The organism is Nostoc sp. (assembly GCF_036919815.1).
GTDB lineage: Bacteria > Cyanobacteriota > Cyanobacteriia > Cyanobacteriales > Nostocaceae > Nostoc.
In genome coordinates, this window is sequence record NZ_JBALCE010000124.1 from 1 (window position 1) to 24730 (window position 24730).

General features: G+C 41.6%; 24 protein-coding genes and 1 pseudogene. 11 read left to right on the forward strand and 14 right to left on the reverse strand.

Annotated elements, in window-relative coordinates; all coding sequences use genetic code 11:
• A partial coding sequence (locus tag V7K15_RS27950; RefSeq protein WP_334910953.1) for a hypothetical protein occupies positions 1 to 221 on the forward strand: 221 nt, incomplete at its 5' end.
• Positions 222 to 628: 407 nt separating this feature from the next.
• Here the strand turns inward: V7K15_RS27950 and V7K15_RS27955 are convergent.
• From V7K15_RS27955 to V7K15_RS27970, 4 genes are all read right to left on the reverse strand, one after another.
• On the reverse strand, positions 629 to 1015 hold the full coding sequence (locus V7K15_RS27955; protein ID WP_334910955.1) for a DUF2358 domain-containing protein: 387 nt from the start codon (positions 1013 to 1015) through the stop codon (positions 629 to 631).
• A 63-nt stretch (positions 1016 to 1078) separates the two neighbouring features.
• Positions 1079 to 1654 carry a leucine zipper domain-containing protein gene (locus tag V7K15_RS27960; RefSeq protein WP_334910957.1) on the reverse strand — a complete coding sequence of 192 codons (576 nt, stop codon included), beginning with the start codon at positions 1652 to 1654 and terminating at the stop codon, positions 1079 to 1081.
• 67 nt (positions 1655 to 1721) lie between these two features.
• A complete protein-coding gene (locus V7K15_RS27965; RefSeq protein WP_334910959.1) occupies positions 1722 to 2534 on the reverse strand; it encodes an aminoglycoside adenylyltransferase domain-containing protein in 813 nt (270 codons plus the stop codon).
• 496 nt (positions 2535 to 3030) lie between these two features.
• Positions 3031 to 3705, reverse strand: a complete 675-nt coding sequence (locus V7K15_RS27970; RefSeq protein ID WP_334910961.1) for a HupE/UreJ family protein — start codon at positions 3703 to 3705, stop codon at positions 3031 to 3033.
• Between the two features lie 370 nt (positions 3706 to 4075).
• On the opposite strand from V7K15_RS27970, the gene V7K15_RS27975 reads away from it, so the two are divergent.
• Complete coding sequence (locus tag V7K15_RS27975; RefSeq protein ID WP_334910963.1) at positions 4076 to 4213, forward strand: hypothetical protein; 138 nt, start codon at positions 4076 to 4078, stop codon at positions 4211 to 4213.
• 9 nt (positions 4214 to 4222) lie between these two features.
• Positions 4223 to 5872 (forward strand): endonuclease, encoded by a 1650-nt coding sequence (locus V7K15_RS27980; RefSeq protein WP_334910965.1) that lies wholly within the window; start codon positions 4223 to 4225, stop codon positions 5870 to 5872.
• A gap of 7 nt (positions 5873 to 5879) precedes the next feature.
• Here V7K15_RS27980 and V7K15_RS27985 read toward each other — a convergent pair whose 3' ends face one another.
• The gene (locus tag V7K15_RS27985) at positions 5880 to 7631 is read right to left on the reverse strand and encodes an ABC transporter ATP-binding protein (RefSeq protein ID WP_334910967.1); all 1752 of its coding nucleotides are present in this window, start codon (positions 7629 to 7631) and stop codon (positions 5880 to 5882) included.
• Here V7K15_RS27985 and V7K15_RS27990 point away from each other — a divergent pair.
• Positions 7600 to 7866 carry a hypothetical protein gene (locus V7K15_RS27990; protein ID WP_334910969.1) on the forward strand — a complete coding sequence of 89 codons (267 nt, stop codon included), beginning with the start codon at positions 7600 to 7602 and terminating at the stop codon, positions 7864 to 7866. The genes V7K15_RS27985 and V7K15_RS27990 overlap by 32 nt on opposite strands.
• A gap of 45 nt (positions 7867 to 7911) precedes the next feature.
• Here the strand turns inward: V7K15_RS27990 and V7K15_RS27995 are convergent, their stop codons facing one another.
• Positions 7912 to 8565, reverse strand: a complete 654-nt coding sequence (locus V7K15_RS27995) for a hypothetical protein (protein ID WP_334910971.1) — start codon at positions 8563 to 8565, stop codon at positions 7912 to 7914.
• A gap of 425 nt (positions 8566 to 8990) precedes the next feature.
• Between V7K15_RS27995 and galE the strand changes: the two genes are divergently transcribed.
• Positions 8991 to 9989, forward strand: a complete 999-nt coding sequence (galE, locus tag V7K15_RS28000) for a UDP-glucose 4-epimerase GalE (protein ID WP_334910973.1) — start codon at positions 8991 to 8993, stop codon at positions 9987 to 9989.
• 180 nt (positions 9990 to 10169) lie between these two features.
• Here the strand turns inward: galE and V7K15_RS28005 are convergent, their stop codons facing one another.
• Together V7K15_RS28005 and V7K15_RS28010 are read right to left on the reverse strand one after the other, a co-directional pair.
• A complete protein-coding gene (locus tag V7K15_RS28005) occupies positions 10170 to 10847 on the reverse strand; it encodes a hypothetical protein (protein WP_334910974.1) in 678 nt (225 codons plus the stop codon).
• The gene (locus V7K15_RS28010; protein WP_334910976.1) at positions 10822 to 12069 is read right to left on the reverse strand and encodes an urease accessory protein UreH domain-containing protein; all 1248 of its coding nucleotides are present in this window, start codon (positions 12067 to 12069) and stop codon (positions 10822 to 10824) included. Before V7K15_RS28010 ends, V7K15_RS28005 begins: the two co-directional genes overlap by 26 nt.
• A gap of 264 nt (positions 12070 to 12333) precedes the next feature.
• On the opposite strand from V7K15_RS28010, the gene V7K15_RS28015 reads away from it, so the two are divergent.
• The 4 genes and pseudogenes from V7K15_RS28015 (at position 12334) to V7K15_RS28030 (ending at position 15257) form a co-directional block, all read left to right on the forward strand.
• Positions 12334 to 13296: a toll/interleukin-1 receptor domain-containing protein gene (locus tag V7K15_RS28015; protein WP_334910978.1), complete on the forward strand. Its 963-nt coding sequence runs from the start codon at positions 12334 to 12336 to the stop codon at positions 13294 to 13296.
• A gap of 372 nt (positions 13297 to 13668) precedes the next feature.
• Positions 13669 to 13854: a hypothetical protein gene (locus tag V7K15_RS28020; protein WP_334910980.1), complete on the forward strand. Its 186-nt coding sequence runs from the start codon at positions 13669 to 13671 to the stop codon at positions 13852 to 13854.
• A 12-nt stretch (positions 13855 to 13866) separates the two neighbouring features.
• Positions 13867 to 14067 (forward strand): annotated as a pseudogene (locus V7K15_RS28025) (type II toxin-antitoxin system death-on-curing family toxin); the annotation flags it as partial.
• A 134-nt stretch (positions 14068 to 14201) separates the two neighbouring features.
• On the forward strand, positions 14202 to 15257 hold the full coding sequence (locus tag V7K15_RS28030; RefSeq protein ID WP_334910981.1) for a M28 family peptidase: 1056 nt from the start codon (positions 14202 to 14204) through the stop codon (positions 15255 to 15257).
• Positions 15258 to 15301: 44 nt separating this feature from the next.
• On the opposite strand, the gene V7K15_RS28035 is transcribed toward V7K15_RS28030, so the two are convergent.
• Positions 15302 to 15757, reverse strand: a complete 456-nt coding sequence (locus V7K15_RS28035; protein ID WP_334910983.1) for a hypothetical protein — start codon at positions 15755 to 15757, stop codon at positions 15302 to 15304.
• 593 nt (positions 15758 to 16350) lie between these two features.
• On the opposite strand from V7K15_RS28035, the gene V7K15_RS28040 reads away from it, so the two are divergent.
• Together V7K15_RS28040 and V7K15_RS28045 are read left to right on the forward strand one after the other, a co-directional pair.
• Positions 16351 to 18021 carry an alpha/beta hydrolase gene (locus V7K15_RS28040; RefSeq protein WP_334910985.1) on the forward strand — a complete coding sequence of 557 codons (1671 nt, stop codon included), beginning with the start codon at positions 16351 to 16353 and terminating at the stop codon, positions 18019 to 18021.
• A 1046-nt stretch (positions 18022 to 19067) separates the two neighbouring features.
• Positions 19068 to 19739: a DUF6875 domain-containing protein gene (locus tag V7K15_RS28045; protein ID WP_334910987.1), complete on the forward strand. Its 672-nt coding sequence runs from the start codon at positions 19068 to 19070 to the stop codon at positions 19737 to 19739.
• A 215-nt stretch (positions 19740 to 19954) separates the two neighbouring features.
• On the opposite strand, the gene V7K15_RS28050 is transcribed toward V7K15_RS28045, so the two are convergent.
• From V7K15_RS28050 to V7K15_RS28070, 5 genes are all read right to left on the reverse strand, one after another.
• Positions 19955 to 21403 carry a PQQ-dependent sugar dehydrogenase gene (locus tag V7K15_RS28050; RefSeq protein ID WP_334910989.1) on the reverse strand — a complete coding sequence of 483 codons (1449 nt, stop codon included), beginning with the start codon at positions 21401 to 21403 and terminating at the stop codon, positions 19955 to 19957.
• Positions 21404 to 21582: 179 nt separating this feature from the next.
• Positions 21583 to 22374: a pentapeptide repeat-containing protein gene (locus V7K15_RS28055; protein ID WP_334910991.1), complete on the reverse strand. Its 792-nt coding sequence runs from the start codon at positions 22372 to 22374 to the stop codon at positions 21583 to 21585.
• Positions 22375 to 22384: 10 nt separating this feature from the next.
• The gene (locus tag V7K15_RS28060; protein WP_334910993.1) at positions 22385 to 23026 is read right to left on the reverse strand and encodes a hypothetical protein; all 642 of its coding nucleotides are present in this window, start codon (positions 23024 to 23026) and stop codon (positions 22385 to 22387) included.
• A 465-nt stretch (positions 23027 to 23491) separates the two neighbouring features.
• Positions 23492 to 23947: an ankyrin repeat domain-containing protein gene (locus V7K15_RS28065; RefSeq protein ID WP_334910995.1), complete on the reverse strand. Its 456-nt coding sequence runs from the start codon at positions 23945 to 23947 to the stop codon at positions 23492 to 23494.
• Positions 23948 to 24037: 90 nt separating this feature from the next.
• Positions 24038 to 24490: a hypothetical protein gene (locus tag V7K15_RS28070; RefSeq protein WP_334910997.1), complete on the reverse strand. Its 453-nt coding sequence runs from the start codon at positions 24488 to 24490 to the stop codon at positions 24038 to 24040.
• Positions 24491 to 24730: the final 240 nt, after the last annotated feature.

Genomic DNA, 24730 nt, shown 5'->3' on the forward strand with positions numbered 1-24730 from the left:
GTCGTGATGTTGATGATGAATGTCGTGATGTTGATGATGAATGTCGTGATGTTGATGATGAATGTCGTGATGTTGATGATGAATGTCGTGATGTTGATGATGAATGTCGTGATGTTTCAAAATGGCTTGTCATGGAAGTGCGTAGACGCCTAGCAGCTTCTCATCAGCAGTCTATGTGCGAAACGCACTTTCAGGATGGAAAAAAGCTAGAGTTAGAGTAAGTATTTATGCTTAAAAAAACTAGGCTTGGGTTAAAACTTAATCCTCCCTAACTCTCTTTTTTAAGGAGGGAATTAGAGTAAGGGACTGACAAATAAAAAAATACTCAACTACTTATTGTGGGAAATCCAATACAGTTCAGTTAAGCATTTCTTTCTTCTCTTCCTTCTCTTCCTTTGCGTCCTTTGCGTCCTTTGCGGTTCGTTAAAAAAATTGACTTTGACAAAGAGTTTTAGCCTTAACTGAACCGTATTGGTGGGAAATCCCTAAGGAATAAGAATTAAATAACATATAATTTATATCCCTGGCTTACCTCACCCTCAATCCCTCTCCTTATTAAGGAGAGGGAAGCTAGAGACAGGATGAAGTTTTGCATTTTATTTAATCCACGTTCCTAAGCTTTAATTGTTTACATTTTTGTAGCAAATAAATGCTGCTTCACCACGTCTAAGCGTGAACAATTCCAATAATCAACATGGGAGACAATCAAACCATCAGAGTTGAGACTTAATTCACTCCAACCAGGAATAGAAATCCGTGGCTTCCAGGGGAGAGGAGTATTCCAACTGAGTGTCCACTCAGTTTTTATTGTATCTCCTAAACGTTGAATGTTATGTAAGTCCATCTTGGGATTTAAAAACCAAGTTTCGATAAGATTAATCATTTGTTTGTAACGTTTAACACCACGAAATTTATTTAGTGGATCTTGAAAATAAACGTCTGAGGCGTAAATGCTGTAAGTTTGATTTACTGGGAATCTTTGATAGTCTTGTTTGAGGATTTCAATGATATCCATGATCATATAGCTATATCTGTAAATTGATTTAATATGTAAACGGGACACCGATATAAATCTTTATTAGGAATTAAAATCGACTTCATTCCATAAACGTTCTAACTGAAGCCGCCAAGCAGCTATAACTTTTTCTCGTGCCTCTGCGGTTTGATCTATTTCGCCCATCAATCCTTCTGCGTAAAAGCGTTCTAAGCTTTGCATAGTAGCTTGCAGAGATTGTCCTTGTTGTTTTGCTGCCTGAATAATTTGCCGAATGCGGCTTTCAATTAGTCGATTAAAGACATTATCTAATCCAGCCTGATGCAGAGATACAAGTCGGTTGATTGCATTGAACAAATCTGCACTCACTAAAGTACTACTGTTATGTTGAAATACACCACAAATTACCCCTTCATACAAAGCGTACCGTACTTCTTGAGTGTCATCAAAGTTGGCTTCTAGGAACTGTTCTAAAAATGCTTGGGCTTCTTGGATGGGCAGAATAGGCAGTAAAACTCGCAGCCAAGTATTATCTTCGGAAAGCAACACCAACAGCCGAAAAGTAGAAGTGTTTACTTGCCACGATCCAGGAGCGAGCGTACCAACAGCAGATGTGTCAAATAATTCTGTTAGCGTATCCGCAATTTCTTCCGGTGTCATAAGTTTTTGTTAGATATAGCCTCTAGATTAGCGCAGAGGTGGATCAGCTGATTCACTAAAAGGCTATCTAATAGCTGTTTTCTCTTGAAGATGCCTGTTCGTTACATACATTAATTACATAGCGTAAGAAGCGTACTGCTTCAACAGCCCGGCTGACTTTGCTACGATAGGAGGAACCGTGCCGAATTTCACGAAGGTTGATTGCCTCTTGAATAAGTTGATGCCACCTTGATGGAAGATGCACCAATGCATATCGACCAGCCTCATTTTTTGAGAGGATTTCATGCTCTCTCAACGCGTAAAAGAGACGTAGAACGCCAAGTACAGCCCACTGAATACCGCTATCCGTTAATAAATATGCTACTTTACTTGGCGCTCGTGTCCAACTTACCCAATAGCTGTTCAGATTTTCCTTCATCTTTCTTTGCAGCAGATTCCAATTTACTGTAAATGCAAGGATTTCTGGCGGAAGTCCAATTAGACAAATACCTCGATGTTTCAACACCCACCAGGTAACAAGGTTTATATCGTGATAACCAGCAGAGTGCAGGCCGCTATCATGGTAGTAGGGATAGGGAGCAATCTCTTGTTGCGATCGCCCTACATCTTCCCATTGCAAATAACTTCCTTCTAGTTTCCACTGTGGATAGCTCAGTTTTAGTTTTTGATGGATGGCTTTTAGGTTTTTTACCTCGGATGTTTTAGCCCGTCGCGTCAGGATAGTAATGAAATCAATGTCACTCAAGTATGGGTTGAAGGCATTAAGCGCAATAGATCCATGAATATAGCAACCACCTATAAGACCGGGGAGTTCGGTTCGTAATAACAACAAATAATCATTTAACACTGGACGAATACATTCTGGGATGCGAGTATCCATACTCCACTGCATAAATTTTTGTTGTTCAAAAGTAGTCAGAACTAAAAGTCAATCATAGCTTGCACAGAGTGCAACTTGGCAGTCTGTAACTACAATTCTTGCCATACTGCTTGCTTTGTAATTAGTTTGCAGAGGTGATTAGTGACTTAAAGTATCGGTACGCCCTTTTTTGACACCGTAAGCTTCAAGTAAACCCGCTTCTACTAGGCGTTCTAGCACGCTACGGGCGATCGCTTCATTCTGTTGAATGGCTTAATCTAAGGTGGTGGCTTGCTGGACAATTTCCAGCAGTAAATCTAACAACAAACACGTAGTGGGGGCGCACAGCTAAGTGTACGCCCCCACAAATAGAATATATTTCACTTAGGAATTACGCACTGAAAACTTGAAAGCTTGATCCCCCCTTTTTAAGGGGGGAATTTTAAAGAGCCAACTTTTTAAGGGGGTTGGGGGATCTCTTCTGCGTAAGTCCTACCACTGAATTGAAATATTTGATTTAAATTATCGAATTGCTCAAAAACACGATGCCGATCGCACAGAAAGCGAAGCCAGCAATGCTCATTTTCCAGGGTAAAATTCGGTTGATTTCTCCCATACCCATTGCAGTACCAATTTCTCTGGCACTCATGGCAACCACAAACAGAGTTAAGGTAATCCCTAGGATGTAGGCAATTATTGGGATGATTCCCGTCCCAATGATCGATTCAGCATTAGCGTAACCCTGAAATAAACCAGCACTGACGCCCATCAGAGCAAGTACTATAAAGTTTGGTTGATTTGGGATCATCAGCATAGTACCAAAAACGATGGTAGAAATGGCGATGGCTATTTCTGTGCCTGGGAAATTTAACTGGAATAAATGAATTATAATCCCCAAGACTGCTGCAAAGACAAAACCTCTAGCGATCGCAGCACCACGAACAAACACAGATGAGAGTAAGCCAATAGCAAGAATACCAATTAAACAATCCAAGCTAATTACTGGATCTGCTAGTCCCCAGAGAAAGCCTTCCCAGCAGTTAGAGATGGTATGACGATCTGGTGTTCCACTCAATGAACTCAGTAAGCTAATTAAAATTAGAACTGCGATCGCTCCAATATGCCGATGCATTAACTTCAAGGTGTAAAATTCTCCCCAAGCACGGGATTCTGATAATTTAGTTTTGAACATCACCATCTACCAAATTAGTTTTTTCGGTAATTTATACTACCCACATACCAAAACAAACTAACGTAGCAATCACCCCAGATTACACTAGCTTTATCAAGTTATATAAAGCTACAGTTATTTCAAAAGTCTTCTGATAATGGGTTGCGTATCTTCCCTCTGTAGGCATTGCCACCAACAATAATCAATACTTGACATTTAAGACGGTATTTAATCGACCGCAAATGGAATTTAAAAATGTAGCCGAGATTTACTTTTGTCCTAGTATTTCTTCCCAAGTGGAATGCTCACCTTTACCAAATTTAAAACTTCTATTAACTGAATTTTATTAAGAAAAAGACTAATCTAGAAAATAGGTTCATTGGAACAGAGAATGAAATTTATCAAATTGCTATTACTTAGTATTGCTCTCATCTTCTTTACATGGATTAGTCCACTGCAAGCTAGTCCAATAGCCCAATTGCCAACTTCTTTAGTTGCAGAACGTGAAACAACATCGCTGAAAAATTAACAGGATGTATTGACTGTTGCAACTTTTAATGTTGAGAATTTAGACCCGAAAGATGAACCCTTTGATAATATTGCCAAAATTATTGCCAATAATTTGAACGCACCAGATGTCATCAGTTTAATTGAAGTTCAGGATAACAACGGGCCAATCAATGATAACGTTGTTAATGCCAACCAGACTTACCAAAAACTGATTGCGGCGCTGAAAAACATCGGTAGTCCAGCATACGACTTTGTTGATATTGCTCCCAGCGATGATCAAGATGGTGGAGAACCTGGAGGCAATATTCGTGTAGGTTTATTATTTCAACCCAGCCAGATAACTCTAGCCAAACTGCCGAGAAAAGGCGGTTCATTAGATGCTGTGGCTATTACTCAAGGTTCAAATGGTCTTGACCTCTCCCTCAACCCAGGTCGGATTGACCCCACGAATAATGCTTTCGATCAAAGTCGTAAACCACTTGCAGCAGAATTTGTATTTAACGATCAAAAAGTGTTTATCATTGCTAATCACTTTATTTCCAAGCTTGGAGGTTCTCCCAGCGATGCTAAACGAGTTAACCAAGCCGAAATCGTTAATGAATTCGTAGGGCAACTACTACAAGTTGACCCGCAAGCCAAAGTAATTGTATTGGGTGATTTAAACGATTTACCAGATTCCCTACCTTTGAAGACCTTGAAGGGTAACATTCTTGAGAATCTGACCGATCGTTTACCTGTTAGTGATCAGTTTAGTTTTAAATTTCGGGGAAATCCTGAACTTATTGATCATTTGTTGGTCAGTAAAAATCTTTCCGGTGTTGCTCAACCTGAAATTGACATTGTACATGTCAATGTTGGCTTTAGTAAGCCTGTCAGCGATCATGATCCGGTAATTGCAGCGTTTAAATTACCTGCTAACCAGTCTACCTCTGACACGATTCCTCCTGTTGTCCAACCGACTCCCGCAAGTGATTCGGCGATTATATTGCCTCAATTATCTAAAGTCGCTCTAGTTAAAGAACTAGCTAAGGAGTATACGCCGAGAAAAACTTTGAATTATGATCGGGCAAGAGATCAAATGTTTGGGATTATTGACAACCAAGCAGGTATTGTGACAGATATTTATGCTAGTTACCCAATTCGTTTAATTGGCAATGGTGATCCTAGTCAAGAAGCTGACAAACTAGGACTGAATACCGAACATATTTGGCCACAAAGTAAAGGAGCTAACAAGGGTAATGCTCAAAGTGACCTTCACCATCTATTTCCCGCACGAGAAGATATTAATAGTGAGCGAGGCAATAAACCCTTCGGCGATATAGCCGACACAAGTACTAAGAAATGGTATCGAAATGATATTGTTCAATCGACAATTCCTAGTAGTGCAATTGACGAGTTTAGCGAATCAGCAGCTTCTAAATTTGAGCCGAGAGAGAAAGTAAAAGGGGATATAGCCAGGGCAATTTTCTACTTTTACACTATCTATCGGGATCAGGCTAAGAAAGTAGACGAAAATTACTTTCAGAATCAGCGTCAGACTTTGTGTGAATGGAATCAGCAAGACTTACCTGATATTACTGAAATAGAACGCAGTCATGCGATCGCGCAATTTCAAGGTAATGACAATCCATTCGTGCTAGATGTCACATTAGGAGAACGGGCATACTGTAATTCTTGACAGACTACTAGTGCAGTAATTCTTCAACTTGATGCTGGCTCCACAAAGTTCTATATAAACCCTGTTGTTGCACTAGTTGTAAGTGATTCCCTATCTGAACAATTCTTCCTTTTTCCATCACAAAAATTCGGTTAGCGGCTGCTGCCGCCGATAATTGATGGGTAATGAAAATTACTGTTTTGCGTTCAGTACCACCAGAAAGATTTTTGAGGATTTGCGTGGCTGTTTGATTATCCACACTAGAGAGGGCATCATCCAAAATTAACACTGGAGCATTGACCAGCATCGCCCTAGCTAATGCAGTACGTTGTCGTTGACCGCCAGAAAGAGTAATACCACGTTCACCAACAATAGTTTCGTATTGCTGGGGAAAATTGTTAATTTCTGATTCAATTTGGGCAAGTTGAGCGACAGCTTCTACCTGCTTTTGTTCGGTAATTGGATCACCGTAGCGAATATTATTTTTAATTGTAGTGCTAAATAGAAAGCTATCTTGAGGAACATAAGCGATCGCACTTCGTAAATCAGCCAAAGCTATCTTAGTAATATCCAACCCATCTAAAAACAATTGTCCTGATTCAATATTTAACAAGCGCGGTAAAGCATTTGCCAAAGTGGATTTCCCCGCACCAATTGCCCCAACAATCGCCACGGTTTCTCCCGGAGCAATCGTGAAGTTAACATTTGCTAAAGCTGGAGTAGTGGAACCAGGGTAATTATAGGTGAGATTTTTAGCTGTCAGTTCTCCTTTCAGTTCAGCCACTGGTAGATGTATAGCATCGGCTGTGTCTTGAATTTTCGGCGTGACAGAGAGAATAGATTCAAGCCGATCAATACTAACTTCACCCCGTTGGTAGGCTGTAATTGTGAATCCTAAAATGGCTGTGGGGAAAACTAGACGCTCTACATAAATTAACAGTACTAAAAAGTCGGCAACCTTAAGGGTACCAGAAGATATCCGCGCTGTCCCTAACCAAATGATTATCAGTGAACTGATATTCGCTAGCCCAACAATTATCGGAAACAGTGTATTTCGGCTTTTTGCCAATTCTAAGTTAGCCGTTAATAGCTGCTGATTTTTCTTGGCAAAAGCTCGACGCTCGTTTGCTTCTTGGGCATAGATTTTAATCAAGGCAATGCCACTGATATCCTCTTGGATAAGTTCGCTGATGTCCGAGAGTTGCTCTTGGACTTTTGCTTGTTGTTTGCGTAAGCGATCGCTAAATAAACTCACCAACAAGAGCATAAAAGGGTACACTGCCAGGGCGGCTAGTGTGAGATCCACGCTAATCGCCAGCATTACAGGCAGTGTTAGGGCGTAAGCAAACACCGTATTTGCCAAACTCAAAACCGCAAAACCCAACAACCGCTTAATATTGTCCACATCACTGGTAGCTCGACTAATTAAATCGCCAGCAGTATTACTGGCAAAATAAGCTGGCTCGAGATGGAGTAAGTGTTCAAAAATCCGTTGTTTCAGGTCAAATTCTACCTGACGTCCCACCCCAAATAGCCAAATGCGGGACGCCATCCGCATTAGCCACATCGCGGAACTAAGCAAGACAATCCTGACTACGTAAGGTAGTATTTGGCTCCAGGTGAAGGTTGTCGAGAGTTTATCAACACCATCACGAATCAACAAAGGGATATAAACGCCCAGTGCATTGACAGACAACAAAGCGAGAATCCCTAAGGAAGCCTCCCGCCAATGGGGTTGTAGGTAAACAATGAGTTTAGCGATTCGTCGAGATTTTGCCATTAAAGCAATTTTGCAACTTGATCTGGTAGTCCTAGAAGGCAGCTATGTAGAGGGAATATCGAAAGAAGGGGAATGGGGAATGGTAAAAACCGTACTTTGTCCCGCTATGCTAACGCCTCTAATGGGCGAAATAATCCTTATCTTGAAAAGTTGTTCCTGGGGAAACCCCCATGACCAGACTTTTCGCTGTGTTATGGGGAAAGTAAAAAGCTATAAAGGTGTGGTGGCTGCTTAATTCAACCCTTTACCCTTTACCCTTTACCCTTCTTGTTTGTTTTTATTACCGTTGAACACGCAAGAACCTGTAAATTTCCAAGAGATAACTTTCCCAAGTTCTTGTTGTAAATTGCAACGTTTCCGCATTCGGTACAAAGTCTTCAAGTCGTAAACCGCGTGTGCGAATATCTTGAAGATTTCCTTGTAATAGGTAGGGAGGCACTCTCAAATTATAAGAAAGAATGCGATCGCCCGTCACATCGGAGATGTTAGCTGTGGTGCTTGGTTGCCCTAATGCCACCAGTGTCCCCGATGTTGGTGCAGCAGTTGCAACATAAGTTTCACTTGCCATTGCTAGAGGTGCCCGATAAAGGAAATAGGCGACTGCTGGTGTACTTGCCAACAGCAGAATCGTCAGTGCCCAACCAATTAAGTATCCTCCTGGTTTTTCTATCCCACCTCCTTTGATTTTCTGAGATGCAAAAATCATCATTAAAATAGAGGCTCCCAGAGGCTTGAGTGGAAAAGACAGCAGCCTCGACAACGACGCCACAGCCGGTTCATTGGGGTTAACAAATGATAGGGCGATGATTACCAGGATAACGACTAAGATTAATCGTCCGACAAAAGTTCCAGAGGGATAAAATCGCTGGAACAGAGAATATACGATAGTGCCAATCAGCAGCCACAGCAGTACCCGGCTTAACAATAGAAACATAGATTAACTCTCAAATTTTCTGGTGCAGTGAGCCAGTGTGGTGGTGAGGCAGTCCACCTGATATAAGGGTTTCCACACCACCTGCTTCAACCTGGGGAACCCTCGCAACGCAGTGGTTCCCCAGGAGGAACAGCCGTGCATGGTTTCCCTGCATAAAACAACTAGCGACTTCTTAGCGTTAGCGACGCTAGGAGCGTCACCCGTAAGGGTCAACCTAGAGGTTTCGGGAAATGGATTTATTTTATTGTCAAATTGTAATCGCACTGTTTGACTTAAAATATCTCAAACCTCACACCCAAAGACTACCGTCGTAGTGATTCTAGTGCAATTTTTTGACACTGCGTCTATTATTTATAATTTTCCACAAGAGTAACGTGGCACCGGTAAACTAAATTAATTGAGTAATCCACTCAAAAGGAAAAACTATGTCGCCTGGAAAGCCTACCATTTTGGTAACGGGGGGAGCTGGATATATTGGTTCTCATACGGTGCTTGCTTTGAAGCAGGCGGGTTATAACGTTGTCATCCTTGATAATCTAGTCTATGGGCATCGTGACTTGGTAGAAAAGGTTTTACAGGTAGAGATGATAGTAGGGGATACAGGCGATCGCGCCTTGCTCGATCACCTCTTTAAAACCCGCAATATTGCAGCTGTGATGCACTTTTCTGCCTATGCCTACGTGGGAGAATCGGTGACTGACCCTGCCAAATATTACCGAAATAACGTCGTTGGCACTTTGACGCTCTTAGAAGCAATGCTGACGGCATCTGTGAAGAAATTTGTCTTTTCTTCTACCTGTGCTACCTACGGTGTACCAGAATTTGTACCCATTCCAGAAACCCATCCCCAAAATCCGATTAATCCCTATGGCGCTACAAAACTGATGGTAGAGCGGATTCTCTCTGATTTTGATGTTGCTTACGGTTTGCAATCAGTGCGTTTCCGTTATTTTAATGCTGCTGGTGCTAATCCCAGTGGCTTATTGGGCGAAGATCACAACCCAGAAACCCATTTGATTCCCTTGGTGCTGATGACAGCTTTAGGCAAACGAGAATCTATCTCAATTTTCGGCACAGATTACCCTACGCCTGATGGTACTTGTGTTCGTGATTATATTCATGTTAACGACTTAGCAGATGCCCATATTTTGGGATTGGAATATTTATTAAAAGGTGGGGATAGCGAAGTTTTTAATTTAGGTAATGGTAGTGGCTTTTCTGTCAGAGAAGTAATTGCAGCCGCCGAACAGGTAACAGGAGTTTCGATACCAGTAGAAGAACGCGATCGCCGTCCTGGCGATCCTCCAATTCTGATTGGCACCAGTGATCAAGCCAGAACAATCTTAGGCTGGCAACCTCAGTACCCATCTATCCAAGATATTGTCGCTCATGCGTGGCAGTGGCATCAAAAGCGACATAAATAAAAGTTTGGAGAGACGCGATTAATCGCGTCTGTACAGGAGTTTGGAGAGACGCGATTAATCGCGTCTGTACAGGAGTTTGGAGTTAGTAAATTTTAGATTTTTCCTTCAATCCAAAATTCAAAATCTAAAATAGTTAAATCTTGAATTCATAACTCTCAACTCCTCACTCATAACTCTTAACTACTCCCCACTCCCTCTCATACTTTGCAGTACAACAAATAAGATGCCGATAAATCCGAGGATTGGAAGTGCGATCGCCCAAGGTGGTAATTTCTGAGATTGACCCTCTCCTAAATCACCATTGACATCTTGCCGATTTCGTGAGTTATCTGTAGAGCCACCTGCCACAGTAACTTCAAATTTCAACTTAAACGGTTTGAATCTTGCCCCAGAAACTGGTTTACCATTTAGTTGCAACTCATAAATCCCTGGCTTGGGAAAAACAACTTCTGCACCTGGGATGCCTTTATAGCCTTCAGCTGCCACAGGTTCTAACTGTGGTTCTACGAGTGGTGGCTCTCCGGCTGCATAGGGTTTGGCATAAACAGCCAACTGACAATTGCACTGTGACAGAGGAATCCTCCTTCCACCTCTGCGGGTAAGTGCAAACCAAGCTTGAGAGGGTTCTCCAGCACTGGGATTATCATTTGGTTCAATGTGGAGGGTGGCGCCGACATCTGCGGCTACCTCCACCTGATGAGCAGCAACAGGGTAAAGATTAGTTATTGATATAACTAAGGAACCCAGGAATAATAAATACTTGATTGTTCCTTTGTTTAGGTAATCTCTCTGTTTTTGACTCGTTGGGATTGAGCCAAAAAACAAAGATGATTTACCGCGATTTGGTTGGGGGGACATAAAACTTTTCTACGGCTAACTTTGACCAAAAAAAGCGCGAACGTACTAGCAAGACACCGAGCGTAATAATTACCATTAGTACTGCCGCTAATTTATTTCCCCAAGTTGATTGCAAGGAACCCAGGTAATGGGAACCAATCAACACAGTATGAATGGCACTCAAGAGCAAAGCTGGCACACCCAATAGATGAATCTGTCGCCAACGCTTGCCCAAAGATTTCTGCAATGATTCCCAACTCGTAAAAGCGGCGGGGGACATTAATACCAATGCTACAGCACCCGCAGCCATACCCCACTGAAATTCTGGCGGCATAAAATCAAAGGCGGCAAAATTCCATTGCAATGAGTGTTCAATCATGTGGGCGGTGTGAACCACAGAAAGCACAAAAGCTCCCACTCCCAAGCCTCGGCGGTAACGCAGTGGTGAAGCCCACAAGCCACTAATCGGACGCGCAATTAACGCCAAAATTAAGCAAAACAAAGCGGCGTGTCCGGTGTAATCTACCATTGTGTCACCAGTCCGCAACAAGGTGATCACGCCAATGGTGAGTGTCACCCAACCGCCTAATCGAAATAACTGACTGCGCCTGTCTTTACTTACCAATGATGTGGAAACGCCTACACCTAACATCGTGGGCAGGGTTCCTAAGCCAAAAGCCAGCATAGTTGCCCCACCCATCCATAAATTGCCAGTTTCAGCAGCTTTAATTTGGGCAGCATACAGGAAACCACAGGGCATTAAACCCCAAGTCATCCCTAAAAGCATTGGTGTCCACCATTTGGCTTTTAAGGAAAGCTTAATCATTCCTGTGCTGAGGCGATCGTGTAAACTACCTTGCAATAGGGGATGTAATACGGGAATGCGCGGCAGCAAATCGGGTTTTACTTGTCCTAAGCCAAACCAAATCAGCATTACACCAGTTATGATTGCCATCCAACGCCGGAAGTCGCTGCCAACACCCGCTAGCTGTCCACCTTGCAGCAATACCGAACCCAGCGCCCCAATGCCAGCACCGACTAGAGCATAACTTAACATCCGCCCCAGGTTTAGTAGGAGATGAAATTTTAATTGCTGTTGCCAAGTGTCGGACTTTTCTGAGGGTGATGTCTGTTTTGGCTGATGAGACAGAGAAAACGCCACCGTTAGGGGACCACACATCCCAAAGCAATGTCCAAAACTCCCCAGGAAACCCAGGATTGCGATCAGCAATAAATCTACCATAAAAAAAGTCCTGAGTTCTGAGTCATGAGTCCTGAGTGTCAGAATAAAGATTTTGAAGAAGTAACAAGAAATTCTTTTCTCTTTTTTTTTTGCTCAGTACTCAGCACTCCTCTAGTGGGGCAGTGTAAGTTAAGTTGCGATCGCTGTCAAAAGACAATCTGTCAAACTTGATGTTTACTCCAGGGAATTAGTTCTTTTGTACTAGTATAAAATATAAAGTTATTAATCATAAGTAAATACCTGCCTTTAATTAATAATCATCAAATGGCTATAATTTTTTTCTCTTATTCACATCGGGATGAAACCCTGCGCGATGAGCTGGAAGTTCATCTTGCTATGCTAAAAAGGCAAGGTTTCATTGAGACGTGGCATGATCGGCGAATAACTCCTCGTGAGGAATTCGATAAGGCAATAAGCAAAAACTTGGAAGAAGCAGACATCATTCTTTTATTAGTCAGTTCAGATTTTCTAGCTTCCAATTATTGTTATGACATTGAGATGCAACGTGCGATGGAAAAGCATGAGAAAGGAGAATCCTACATTATACCAGTCATCCTGCGTCCATGCGATTGGACCAGTGCGCCATTTGGCAACCTCTTGGTCATGCCAACTGATGGCAAGCCTATCACAAAATTCCCCGATCAAGACGATGCTTTTCTTGAAGTAGTCAACGCTGTAAAACGGACAATTACTCGCTTACAACCCCGTCAGTATCCCACGCCACCAAGCAAAAGTTACGGTTCTGCTGTCAAACCGCAAATTTTGGATATACCAAGATCGAGCAATCTCCGTATTCGCAAAACATTCTTGGATCGAGACAGGGATCAATTTGTAGAGGAATCGTTTGAATACATAGCCAACTTTTTTGAGAATTCACTTGCTGAATTATCCAACCGAAATCTAGAAGTGGATACAAATTTTAAACGTATAGATGCAAATCATTTTTCGGCTATTGTCTACATTGCGGGAAAGAAAGCTACTGAATGTAAAATTTGGACAGGAGGAAGTAGCCATCTTTTTACAAACGGGATTGCATATTCCTCAAATGCTTCAGGAAGCAACAATAGTATTAATGAATCCATGTCTATAGTTGATGATGGACACGCTCTTTTTCTGCAACCTTTGGGAATGGCTTTCTTTGCAAGCCAACAGAATGTGAAGAAATCATTGTCTCAACAAGGGGCTGCTGAGTATTTTTGGGGCATCTTGCTAAGACCATTGCAATAAGACTCAACATGAGCGTTCTGTCATCAGGGTTAATCTGTAAAGTAAAAGAGACCTCTTGCACAAATAATTTATAGTATAATAACTGATTAACCGAAGGCTAACTGAGGATTACCGTCAACATTTGTATCTTCTAACTTCTAACCACCATTTTGAGTTTATCATGCAAACCTTGAGACTTCGTAAGATCAAAAACAAATTGATACCATCTTTTCAAAGTCTAAAGTTTAGACATAGTAAGAATGGGGTACTTTTAGTTACGAAATATTCTCGTAATCCTCAAATGATACCTTACAAGTCTGAATTTGAAAAGGCTATGGAAGCTTATCAAAAAGTAAGCACTAAGTATAGGAATGCACTTCGTGAGTTAGCTAAGTGAATGATATTTTTTGGTTGAGTGAGGCAGTCATTAAAGCGATGCACGAAGAACAACTAGCAGAACACGGTGGACTTCCAGGTATAAGAGATAGAAATCTGCTTTTAGCTAGTTTAGATAGACCTAAAAATTTATTTGCTTATGGTGAACCTACACCAACTGTTTTTGAGTTAGCTGCTGCTTAGGCTTTTGCATTTGTAAAAAATCATGCATTTATAGATGGCAATAAAAGGGTAGCTTTCGTTTCGATGGCTACCTTTCTGATATTGAACGGCTATTCTTTAGAAGTGCCAGAAAAAGAAGTTGTATTAATGATAAAAAGACTTTCAAGTGATCAAGAGACTCAAGAATCGATAGCAGATTGGATTAAAGAAAATTGTATTAAAATAGACAATTAAACTTATTGCAAAGTGACTTTGCAGGTTTATTTAAGAATTTAGGGAACCAAAATATTAAACCCCTCCTAGCAATCTTGGAAAGTTATGCCTGTGGATTCGCGCTACCCTAAGTCAGGAAGCCAAGGATAAATGACATGAAAAAATGGATTTGGCTGATGCTGTTGGCACTGATGGCAGTTGCCGTGGTGGGTAGCAGAGGTAGCACGTTTTTTGAACAGCGTCCCTCACCAGCAATTGTTCAGAGCATTGCAGTGGAAACACCCGAACCACAGGCAGAGTTAAAGAAAGTTGACAGTGCGCTGCAAGTGTCTGCTGACAAGCTGTTAAACCATATCCAAAAGTTAAATTTTCAGCGCTACACAACAAAAGAGCGATCGCTTACTCGTACTTATATCACAACTGAACTGAGAAAATTAGGCTGGAAGGCCAAATTGGAAAAGTTCTCTGAAGGTGTGAATATTTTTGCCGAACACCCAGGAACTAACAAAGCCGCTAAAGCAATTCTCGTAGCAGCGCATTATGATACTGTTGCCTTATCCCCTGGTGCTGATGATAACGCCAGTGGTGTAGCTGTGGTGCTGGAAGTCGCGCGGTTACTCGGTTCTCGTCCTACACCACGGACGTTACAGCTAGCTTTTTTTGACAAAGAGGAAGCAGGACTTTTGGGAAGTCGGGCTTTCGTTAGCAAGACAGCACGCTTGCAAAACTTGGGCGGAGCGATCGTTATGGATATGGTGGGTTATGCTTGTTACACTGCTGGGTGTCAAAAATACCCTGCGGAGTTGCCTATTACCCCACCTAGCGACAAGGGCGACTTTTTGGCAGTAGTCGGTGATACAGAACATTTGCCTTTACTGAATGCTTTTCAAAACTCACAGATGCTCCCCTCAACCGCCGGGAATAAACAGCAATCAAATCTGCCAGCAGTCCTAACAGTACCAATTCCTTTTAAAGGTTTACTGACACCAGACACCCTACGCAGTGACCATGCGCCATTTTGGTATCAGGGTGTGGGTGCTGTGCTGGTGACAGATACCGCAAATTTACGTACTCCCCACTATCATAAACCTAGCGATCTTCCAGCGACTATCGAGCGATCGTTTTTTACAGGAGCAGCACAGATTATACTAAATACTACTACTGCCTTGTTGGAAAAGAACGAAGTTTTAGAAACTCAACCACCAAGCTGACCGAATAATTCGTAATTCGTAATTCGTAATTAAAGAAGAAATGACTAATTCCGCGTAGTGGTACTAGTTTTTGGTGCAGGGAAAGTCAATGTCCAATTATTTTTATCATTGACCTGAAAATACAAACCTTGGAGAATAAGCCGCAGAGTTTTTCGAGTTCTAATAGGTTTCTTTACCAGATAAGTTCCTGGTTCAGCATAAATATCATCAAAGTTTTTTTTATAACCAAATTGTTTTGAACAGTAACTACCAGCACCTGGAACTGTTAACACAAAAAATGGAGCTTGTTTGTATTCATCAGGAATCATAAAGATTCCATATACATGGTGACGGCCACGCCACGGCTGAACAATTACCTTACTAGCATGTACTTGGAATTTTGTAGTTTTTGATGCTAGAAAAGCCTCGAAATTGCAATCAGAATCATTCACAGGCCACCACAGCGTAATAATACTCAGGGAGAGCAGCGAAATTAAAATATAGGGGAGTCTGCGACGCATAAAGCCAAGAAAAATTGTTGAGGCGGCTGGTAGAATTTGATGAGTAATGATAGTACAGCTACAGCAGTAAGACTATCGACCTGCAACACGTTCTAAAGGGCAAAGACAAAACATTAAGCAGTCGCTTAAACTTCCCTGTCAAAAAAAATTGTAGTCAAGATATCAGCCCAGAAAAATTGCAGATTGTAGATGCGTAGTTTACCGCCGTAGGCATCGCTTACCCGGTTCTAAAGCTTCGTTACAGTATTAAACCTAGCTGAGAAACAATTGGGCTTTTGTGGCTATTAACACTGATTTATGCTCAAATTTTTAGCTGTGATGAATTCTACAATTCGTTGCTTTTGATGATCTTTGTTCACATCAGCAGATATTTTGAATAGATCAGGGCGTCACCGATAGCGAGTCTGCTCCCAAAGGGAGACGCGAAGGCGAACAAGCGTCACAGCCCGCACTTCGGCGCAGGCTCAGTGACCATCTTAGACATCGCCATCAAGTTCAGGAAAAAATCTGCTTTGATTTCTAGGCAATTAATCGGTAGAAAAATACACAAATATCCGTTATATTTCCGTAAGTAACACTTGGTATAAATATTTATGGGAAGAAGTTGGAGAAGTCTTAAGACAGTTGCGGGTATCTTTGGCGCGTTGGGCAAAGCCCTTGCCGTAGGCATCGCACTTACACAGTTTGGGGTAAATACTTCAGCGATCGCGGCTGACACAGTTGTTGTGCGTTTGGGTTTATTTACAGAATCCATCTCTCTTGCTGAGTTGCAAAAGGCTGCAAAAACTGGGGAATTGTCTGGGAGTTTGCAGTCTTACACTAAAGGATTATCTGAAGAACAACGCCGCTTCCTCTTGGGGGCGCTGGCCATGAATGTACCAATAAATGTTGTCACTGTTAATAAGTTAGTTAATACTCAAATTGGTACAAGCATTCTCAATGACTTCGCTACGGCCTTAGCCCGAAAGGACAAAGCTGGGGTACAAGCACTGAGAGCAGGATTGGTATTAGGCTCTACTGCCCCGACGGGTCTTTCTATACTGAGTTTTATCGCCGCTTATCCGAGTAAACGCCTAGAAATTGATTTGCCACAGGCTTTTATAGTTGCAGGGAGTTTGAATACAGCTTTTTGGCGTACCCAACAATTTATGCTAGCCATCACTCCCCAACTCGACCCCAAAGCACCGCAGATTGCTTTCCCTTTTGATCCCAGCCAACCAGGAATAGCTCAAGTAAAAATACTCAAATTAAGCCTGAATGACCAAAAGCGTCATCGCCAAATTCCAGTTGATATTTATTGGTCAACTGCTGCAACTGCCAATAAACCCGTAATTGTCCTTTCTCACGGCTTTGCGTCAGTCCGCACGGACTTGCGTTACCTGGCAGAACATTTAGCATCCCACGGTTATGTAGTAGCAGCTTTAGAACATCCCGGTAGTAATCAGGCAAATATTAACTCAGCATTACAAGGCAAAACCAGAGTTATGAAGCCTCAGGAGTTTTTAGATCGCCCTCAAGATATTAGTTTTGTCCTCGACGAATTAGAAAAGCTCAACCAAACGGCTAATCATCCTCTACAAGGGAAACTTGCAACCAGAAACGCGATGGTTATTGGCCATTCTTTTGGTGGTGGTACAGCTTTAGAAATTGCTGGGGCACAGTTACAACTAGAACGACTCAAACAACGCTGTAAAAAGAACTTGACTAGCTTCAGTGAGGGAGAAGTTATGCAGTGCATCGCTCAAGAACTACCAGAAAATAGCTATCAACTACGGGATATTAGAATAAAACAGGCGATCGCTCTCAATCCTACAACTTTTCTGATGTTTGGCGAAACTGGGTTAACCAAGGTGCAAGTTCCTACCCTAGTGTTAGCAAGTTCCGCAGATAAAACCACCCCAGCTTTAACTGAACAGATTGCCGGATTTGACAAAATTCCATCCCCAAAATGGCTAGTTGGTATAGTTGGGGGTACTCATCTGAGTGTAAAAGACCCCAAGACCACTTTGGATCAGATAGGACAACCGAATACACCCATTAGTGGCGGTGAAGTTGTGGGTGAACAAGCAGCTGATGTTCGCAAGTATGTTAAAGCTATAGCTTTGGCGTTTGCTGCACAGATGACTCCAGAAGCTAAAAACTACGCTATCTTTCTGACATCAGATTATGCCCAGTTTGCTTCGACTGCGGCATTTCCATTTCGCCTAATTACACAGATTCCTCCTGATGCTATGGCAGTGGTGAAAGAATTTGTTGAGAAATAAGGGACTTCTAATTAAAAAAATATCCAATTTTGTTAGAGAGCAATACGCTTGGGTTAACGATAATAGTAGGTTGGGTTTCACTTCGTTCAACCCAACAAATGCCCGAAAATGTTGGGTCACTCTGCGGGAGGAAAGCTACGTTCCTCAACCCAACCTACGCAGTCTAAGGTTTTTAGGTCTAACACCAAGCGTATTGTGTCAGGGAGCCAGTGCCTTGTCCAGAGTTGTCTGAGTGTCGGTTTTCGACCCTCGTTGCGCTAAAGCATCTCCCCTTCTCTACGAGACGCTACGCGAAGGGAGATGACTCGTTGGCGCAGCCCGCCACAGCGAAAACTTGCAGCCTCACTTTCCGAGGCTCCAAACTTTTCCAGACAGGCATCAGAACTTCTCCTTCCCTTCCCTTTATATCAGGACTTACGCAAACAATAGCTGAAAAGAATGATTTTTAGGTAGGGGCAATTCATGTAGCTTTAGCTGACCGCAGGGTATTGCCCCTACCGCGTGTAGTTTTGCGTAAGTCCTATATATATAAAGTTTAATTATAGAAAATTATCGTAACTTGATATTGAACTCATATTTGCTGTTAAAACAATACTAAATTTTTATACTAAAAAGAACTATTTACACATAAACTTTATAATATTTTTATTCAAAATAATATAAAGTTTATGTGTAAAAAAAAGTAGGAGCATTTACTTGATAACCCATACTTACGTATTCGGTATCTGGAAGCTTATTTAAACCGTTTTGGTCATAAGCTTACAGATAAAACAAAGTTTAAAAATGCTCATCAAGCATTGGCTTTAGTGAAAGAACAACTTAAACAATAAAATTTGGTGAATTATTGCATATAAATTAATGCGGTTTAGTTAAGAGGAGGTTTGGAAAGTCTTAAAGTATACTAAAAAACCCCTTTTATATTCCTTTACCCGAAAGGTTGAGAGGAATAGAAACCCTTCTTACCTACAAGGAAATGGGGGTAGGGTGGTTAGATTTTGAGGCTTTTGCTGTTTCATGAAATACTTTTCAAACATCCTCTCAAGCTCATGCAACTCTATACAACTCGTGAAATCGAACAACTCCAACAACACGAAAACCTTCCTTACTTAATTGAAATTATGGAGTGGGTGAAAAATTTTTTAGGAAAGCCTCATCCTAACTTGGGAAGACCCGGCGTAGTTTGCCCTTTTGTACCTCACTCTCTCAAGTCAAACAGTATTCGTCTGGCAGTTATTCGCGCAAAAGATTTGTATCCAGAACAAGTAGAAGAGATTGTTGAAGACTACCGAGATATTTTTCTGAGGATGGAAGTTAAAGAGCAGGAATTAGCAATCAATAAAGCTTTTTTACTTATCTTTCCTGATATCCATATAGAAGAAGCTTCTAAACTAATAGATAGTGTCCAACAAAAACTTAAACCTTTATTTGTTGAGTCAGGACTAATGATCGGAGAATTTCATGAACTTAATCAAAGTCCTGGTCTGCACAACCCAAACTTTCGTCCACTTCGTAGCCCTATCCCCTTGTTGGCTATCCGGTTTATGGTTGAAGCTGACCTCCCCTTTCTTGATAATCCGGCTAATCCACACTTACGTATTCGGTATCTGGAAGCTTATTTAAAGTGTTTTGGTGATAAATTTACAGATGAAACAAAGTTTAAAAATGCTCATCAAGCATTGGCTTTAGCGAAAGCACAACTTACAACTATTTTCAGGTAAAACTTAAATTCTGACATGACTGGAGAATTAAGCAATGCTTTTTGGAGAAATAAATGAAAACACCTGTAATTGAAATGTTCACATAGCAAGGCTTCTAAAAAACTTTTTGGTTTACTATTTCTCTGTGTTTGGTTCCAAACACGGATTTTTTAACTGTGAACACCTCAAAATCCATTATCCAGCGATCGCGGATATGGCAATTGTTTGCAGAGCGTTTATCTAGTGGGCATAGAGATTTCCCAAATTCCTTGATTTCCACCATATTCCAGAACATAAATCTTATTGCCGATAATCTCATCATCAATGGGATTACTAAAACCTTCGACAATGCGCGTGGCATTAAGTTTATAGTTGGTAGTTCCTACTTTAGTTAACTTTAAATGCAGTAGGTCTTGGCTGGCATCTTTAAAAGGACCTGGTAATGTTTCGCCAGTGGGGTCGCCTGGTGTAAAACTCAACATAAATCCATCTCTTTTGAATTCTGGACTCATTACTCCTTGTGTATCAAAAACTAAGCCCAAAGGAGAACGGTGTGCTGTAAAAGTGCTAAAATTTTGGCTAAGAACACTAGCATCTTTGACTTTGCCATCTAGAGGATCACGGTAATTGTCTGCGTCCGGGCCAAAATTAGGAATTGGTTCAATTAAGTTTCCAGCAGGCCGAATAGGAAAAGTTGGATCGTTACGAAAGTAGCCTTTTGTGACTGCGCCAAATTTGGGGTTTAACAACAAGTCCTTGGCAGGATTATAATTGGGGAATTGTTGGGGATTGTCTGTCCCACCAATCCGCCAGGGAAAGCCGTAATTACCACCTAGACGTAGCCAATTTAATTCTTCTGACATATCCCGATCGGGGCCATTTTCTGTGCCAAATAAATCCCCATTGGGTGCAAAAGCCATATCGAAAGTATTACGTGTTCCTTCTGCAAAAATATAGCCAGCTGCCTTTAAGGTTGCTCGATTGTTTGCAAGAAAGAGATTTTTGCCATTAGTAGGGAGACGGAGTATACAGGCGGTTAATCCTACTTCACGAGTGTTGGGATATAGACCATTAACAGACTGAACCTCACCATGATCGGTACGAGAACCGCTATTCACATAGATAAAGTTACCATCCAGACTAACAACTACGCCGTTGAAGCGATGGTCATAGGCTGTTTTGCTTTTGGGATAGCCTGCACTCTGAGCTAAAATAGACCAGATACGCTCTCCTGTACCCGAATTAATTACGCCCTTAACAATAATTCCTTTGGTCTGGTTATTCACAAGGTCTACATTGCCAACCAAATAAATTGTACCGTTAGAACCAATGGCCATACCTTGAGTTTCACCTACATTATGATTAGTAGAGTTGTACACAAGTGTACTAGTAGAGGAGCCTAAATTGACTCGATAAATCTCACCATTTAGTTTGAGGTAATAGAGGGTATTGTTTCGTGGATCTTTTGCAATCCGAACAGAAGGAGAAACCGATAACGTATTGATAATATTGCGAATCTGAATATTAGGACGCAGGGCTTTAGGTGCAGCATTTACTCCAGCAGTGCCATGATTTAATAGAACTATTGTAAATAACAGCGTTTTGGCTGCCAAAAAGCACCTTTTTAGAGCGAACTTTCCGATAAATCTGCGTTGAACTTGGTTGGACGATTTAGTGTTATTCATTATTTTCTTCATAAAATAGTCAGATGATTTTGTTGGGAAATCTTCTTAATCAGGAAAAAATTTTAGAGCTTACGGGGTGAAATGAAATGAGCAATGGGTACTAGCTGATAAATAGTCTCTTGTTGGGTAAGGGGGGACACTGGTACTTATACCGTTGATGGCGTTAGTTCCGGTCAGCGTCAGGCATAATTAATTGCCTCCTGAAGATTTACGCCGTTCAGGTGAGCTAACCTCAGGTCAGCTCCTCTAAGGTTAGCTCCTCTGAGATTCGCCCCTGCCAAATTCGCGCCTCTAAGGTTAGTCCAACTCAAATCAGCTTGACTCAAATCAGCTTCACTTAGGTTAGCCCGCAGCAGGTAAGCACCAGTGAGGTGAGCTTTGTTGAGATTAGCTTTGTAAAGGTCAGTTTCATAAAGATAAGCCCCCAACATTTCCGCCTCGTATAAAGTTGCTTCGCTGAGGTCAGCCGCAATCAAGTTAGCTTCAGTGAGGTTGGCAAAAGAGAGATTAGTGCGTATTAACTTCGCTGCACCTAAATCGGCATCTCTCAAGTTAGCGCCTCTTAAGTCAGTTCCAATTAGATTAGCATGAGCGATCGCAGCGCCTCTAAGATTCGCCTCACTCAAGTCAGATCCAATCAAATTGGCATGACTCAAATCTGCCTGCGTAAGTATAGCACCACTCAAGTTAGCAACACTCAAGTTAGCATCACTCAAGTTAGCTTCAACGAGGAAGGCTTTGTAGAGGTTGGCACTACTGAGGTCAGCACCACTGAGGTTGGCTCGCACCAGTAAAGCATTAGCCAAATCCACCTTCCTCAAGTTTACCCCTTGGAGGTTTGCGCCTCTGAGGTTATCCCCTTGCAGGTTTGCGGCGCTGAGGTCTAGTTCAATCTGAGGATTTTTCTTTCTCCATTCAATCCATGTAACTGCACCTGCTTTGAGTAAAGCTAGATGGTCTCGATTTGCCATTTTCTCTCCTTTACTCCTGACGCCCACCCAGAGGATTTGCCCGACCTGCTACACTTTCAATCGCCGTTAAGGCTCCCGCCGCACCTGCGAGAATATCTTGCTCTTTTCCACCTAAGTAAAGCCGTCCAAAGCTACCGACAGCTTGAACTTCAAGGATGTTAATCGCTGCCGCTTTCTCGGCTTCATTCGCAGCCAGTGCGGCGTAAGCAGCAGGCTCAACTTCTAATACATACAGCGTTTGCCCTGCTAGTAGTAGCTGTCCCCGGCGGGTGCGATTAATAAGTTGTGTTTGGTAAGCATCGATGTTGCGGATAATTTGGCTAGAAACAACACGCGGTTTGAGACATTCTTCTCTTCGGACTCCCAGTAAGGCCAAAATGGCTTGACCAGCAGCTCGCGTTTCGCCTTGGGAGCTAGAATGAACTTCCAATAGTCCGTACAGTCGTTCAACTACCTGCACTCCGGGACGGACAGAGGCAGCTTTCAGGGCTACATCCGTAATCTTATTAATTTCGATACCAGGAGAGATTTCAATCCACAGTGATGTATCCCCTGGTAATGGTAAGAAGCCTTGGGCTACTGTTCCCATATATGCTGCATGTTGAGGTTGCAGGCTGTCGAGAAATACGAAACTGCGTAGTTCTATTCCCAAGATTTTGCTCTCCAGTCATAAGGGTAAAAGTTATCTATTGCAAGATATGAGCGCCTAACTTGGGGCATTTTAGCCACAAGTGAAGGATGGAAAAACACAAAGTAGAAAAATTTTGCTGTCGATAAATTTTACACCTGAGAAGTACTCTGGCAGTAAAAACCGCCTTGACAATTGTACAGGTTTTATTAGGCACAAATCGAGCAGTGCTTGGGTCGATTTACTGATAAAATTGATATTATACTCAGTACCCTGGTGTCAGGTTGAGTTAATTGCGTAGCTTGCCGCCGTAGGCATCGCTCCAACATATTTTTCTACCACAATAGACTTAGCGATGTCTGACGACAAGCCGAAGAAGCGTCTACGCTAATCCCAAATGTCCTTGTGTGTCCAGCCTTTGCGTTAATGTCAGTATAGCTGGTAAGGTCGCTGCCAAATTGCCAACAATATCTCTAATAACCCTAATACCTATTCTTGTCCTCCATAGCTTTTCAGTAGCCTAATCATTTCTTGAAAATTGATTGATTTTGCATAAGTAAGAGCAGTTTTAGCATTATTATCTTTAGCATTTATATTTGCACCCTTAGATATCAAAAATTCAGCTGTTTCTAAAATATCTTTTAAATAAAGACGTGCCTTACCTTCTTTAGTATTAATTTGTGCTTTATAGTGTAGTGCAGTTAAACCTTTATCGTCTGTTGTATTAATATTTGCACCTTTTGCAATGAGAAGTGCAGCAATATCTTTTCTCCATGCAAAATGAAGTGGTGTTAAGCCCTGAGGACCCACATTGTTAACATATGCGTTCATGGAAATTAGTAATTCGACGTATACTTTACAACCAAATCCAACTGCTGTATGCAATAAAGCAAATGGCGAACCCCAAGCATCTGGGGCATATTTAGGTATCGGCTCATTAATCATCTGAGGGTATTTTTGAACATCTTTAAATAAAGACTTTATTATTTCCTTCTCTGGACATGTTTCTATTATTACAGGAGGAATTAATACCTTTTATTCTTTGATAATTTCTTTTTTTGTGGCTTGCTGTTTTGCATAACTTAAATTCTTACCATATTCAGCAATTTTTTTCTGAGCCATCACATAATTTTCGCTATTATCTGGTATAGTTATCATCAAATTTATTGCTTCTTGCCATTTACTATAAACTAAATTCCAATCATCTTTAGATACAGAGGATTGACTTATGCTAGTAGCGCCAGCAGCTGTATCTAGTGCATCTTGAAAAGTATTTTTAGGCGATTCTGATGAAATTTTAGGATTATTTAGAGGCGCAGATGATTCAGCGTTTGGGGAGGAGATGGGTGATTTTACTGTTAATTGCACTTTTTGTGGTGATGAACACCCAGCTAAAAGAGTCACTAATAAAATACTTATAGAAGCGGGTACTAAGAAAAATCGCATAAAGATAATTGTATTTAAAGTATTACTTTCTATAATTCCCAACCTAAAGCGTAAAACAACAAGAATTTTAGGTATTGCTGAATCAAGGGATGATTATTGTGGGGTGTGTATCCTGCCCACCTGAAAATACAAGGGACGGGCAAGATGCCCATCCCACAATAGCAGCAAAATCATCCCGCTTTCTCTGCAACGCCGGATTTTAACCTTATAAACCAAGGAGCGAGTTACAAAAAAAAAGGCAGAGGGCAGAAAGAAACAAGTATTAATAAAAACTGTCTTTTC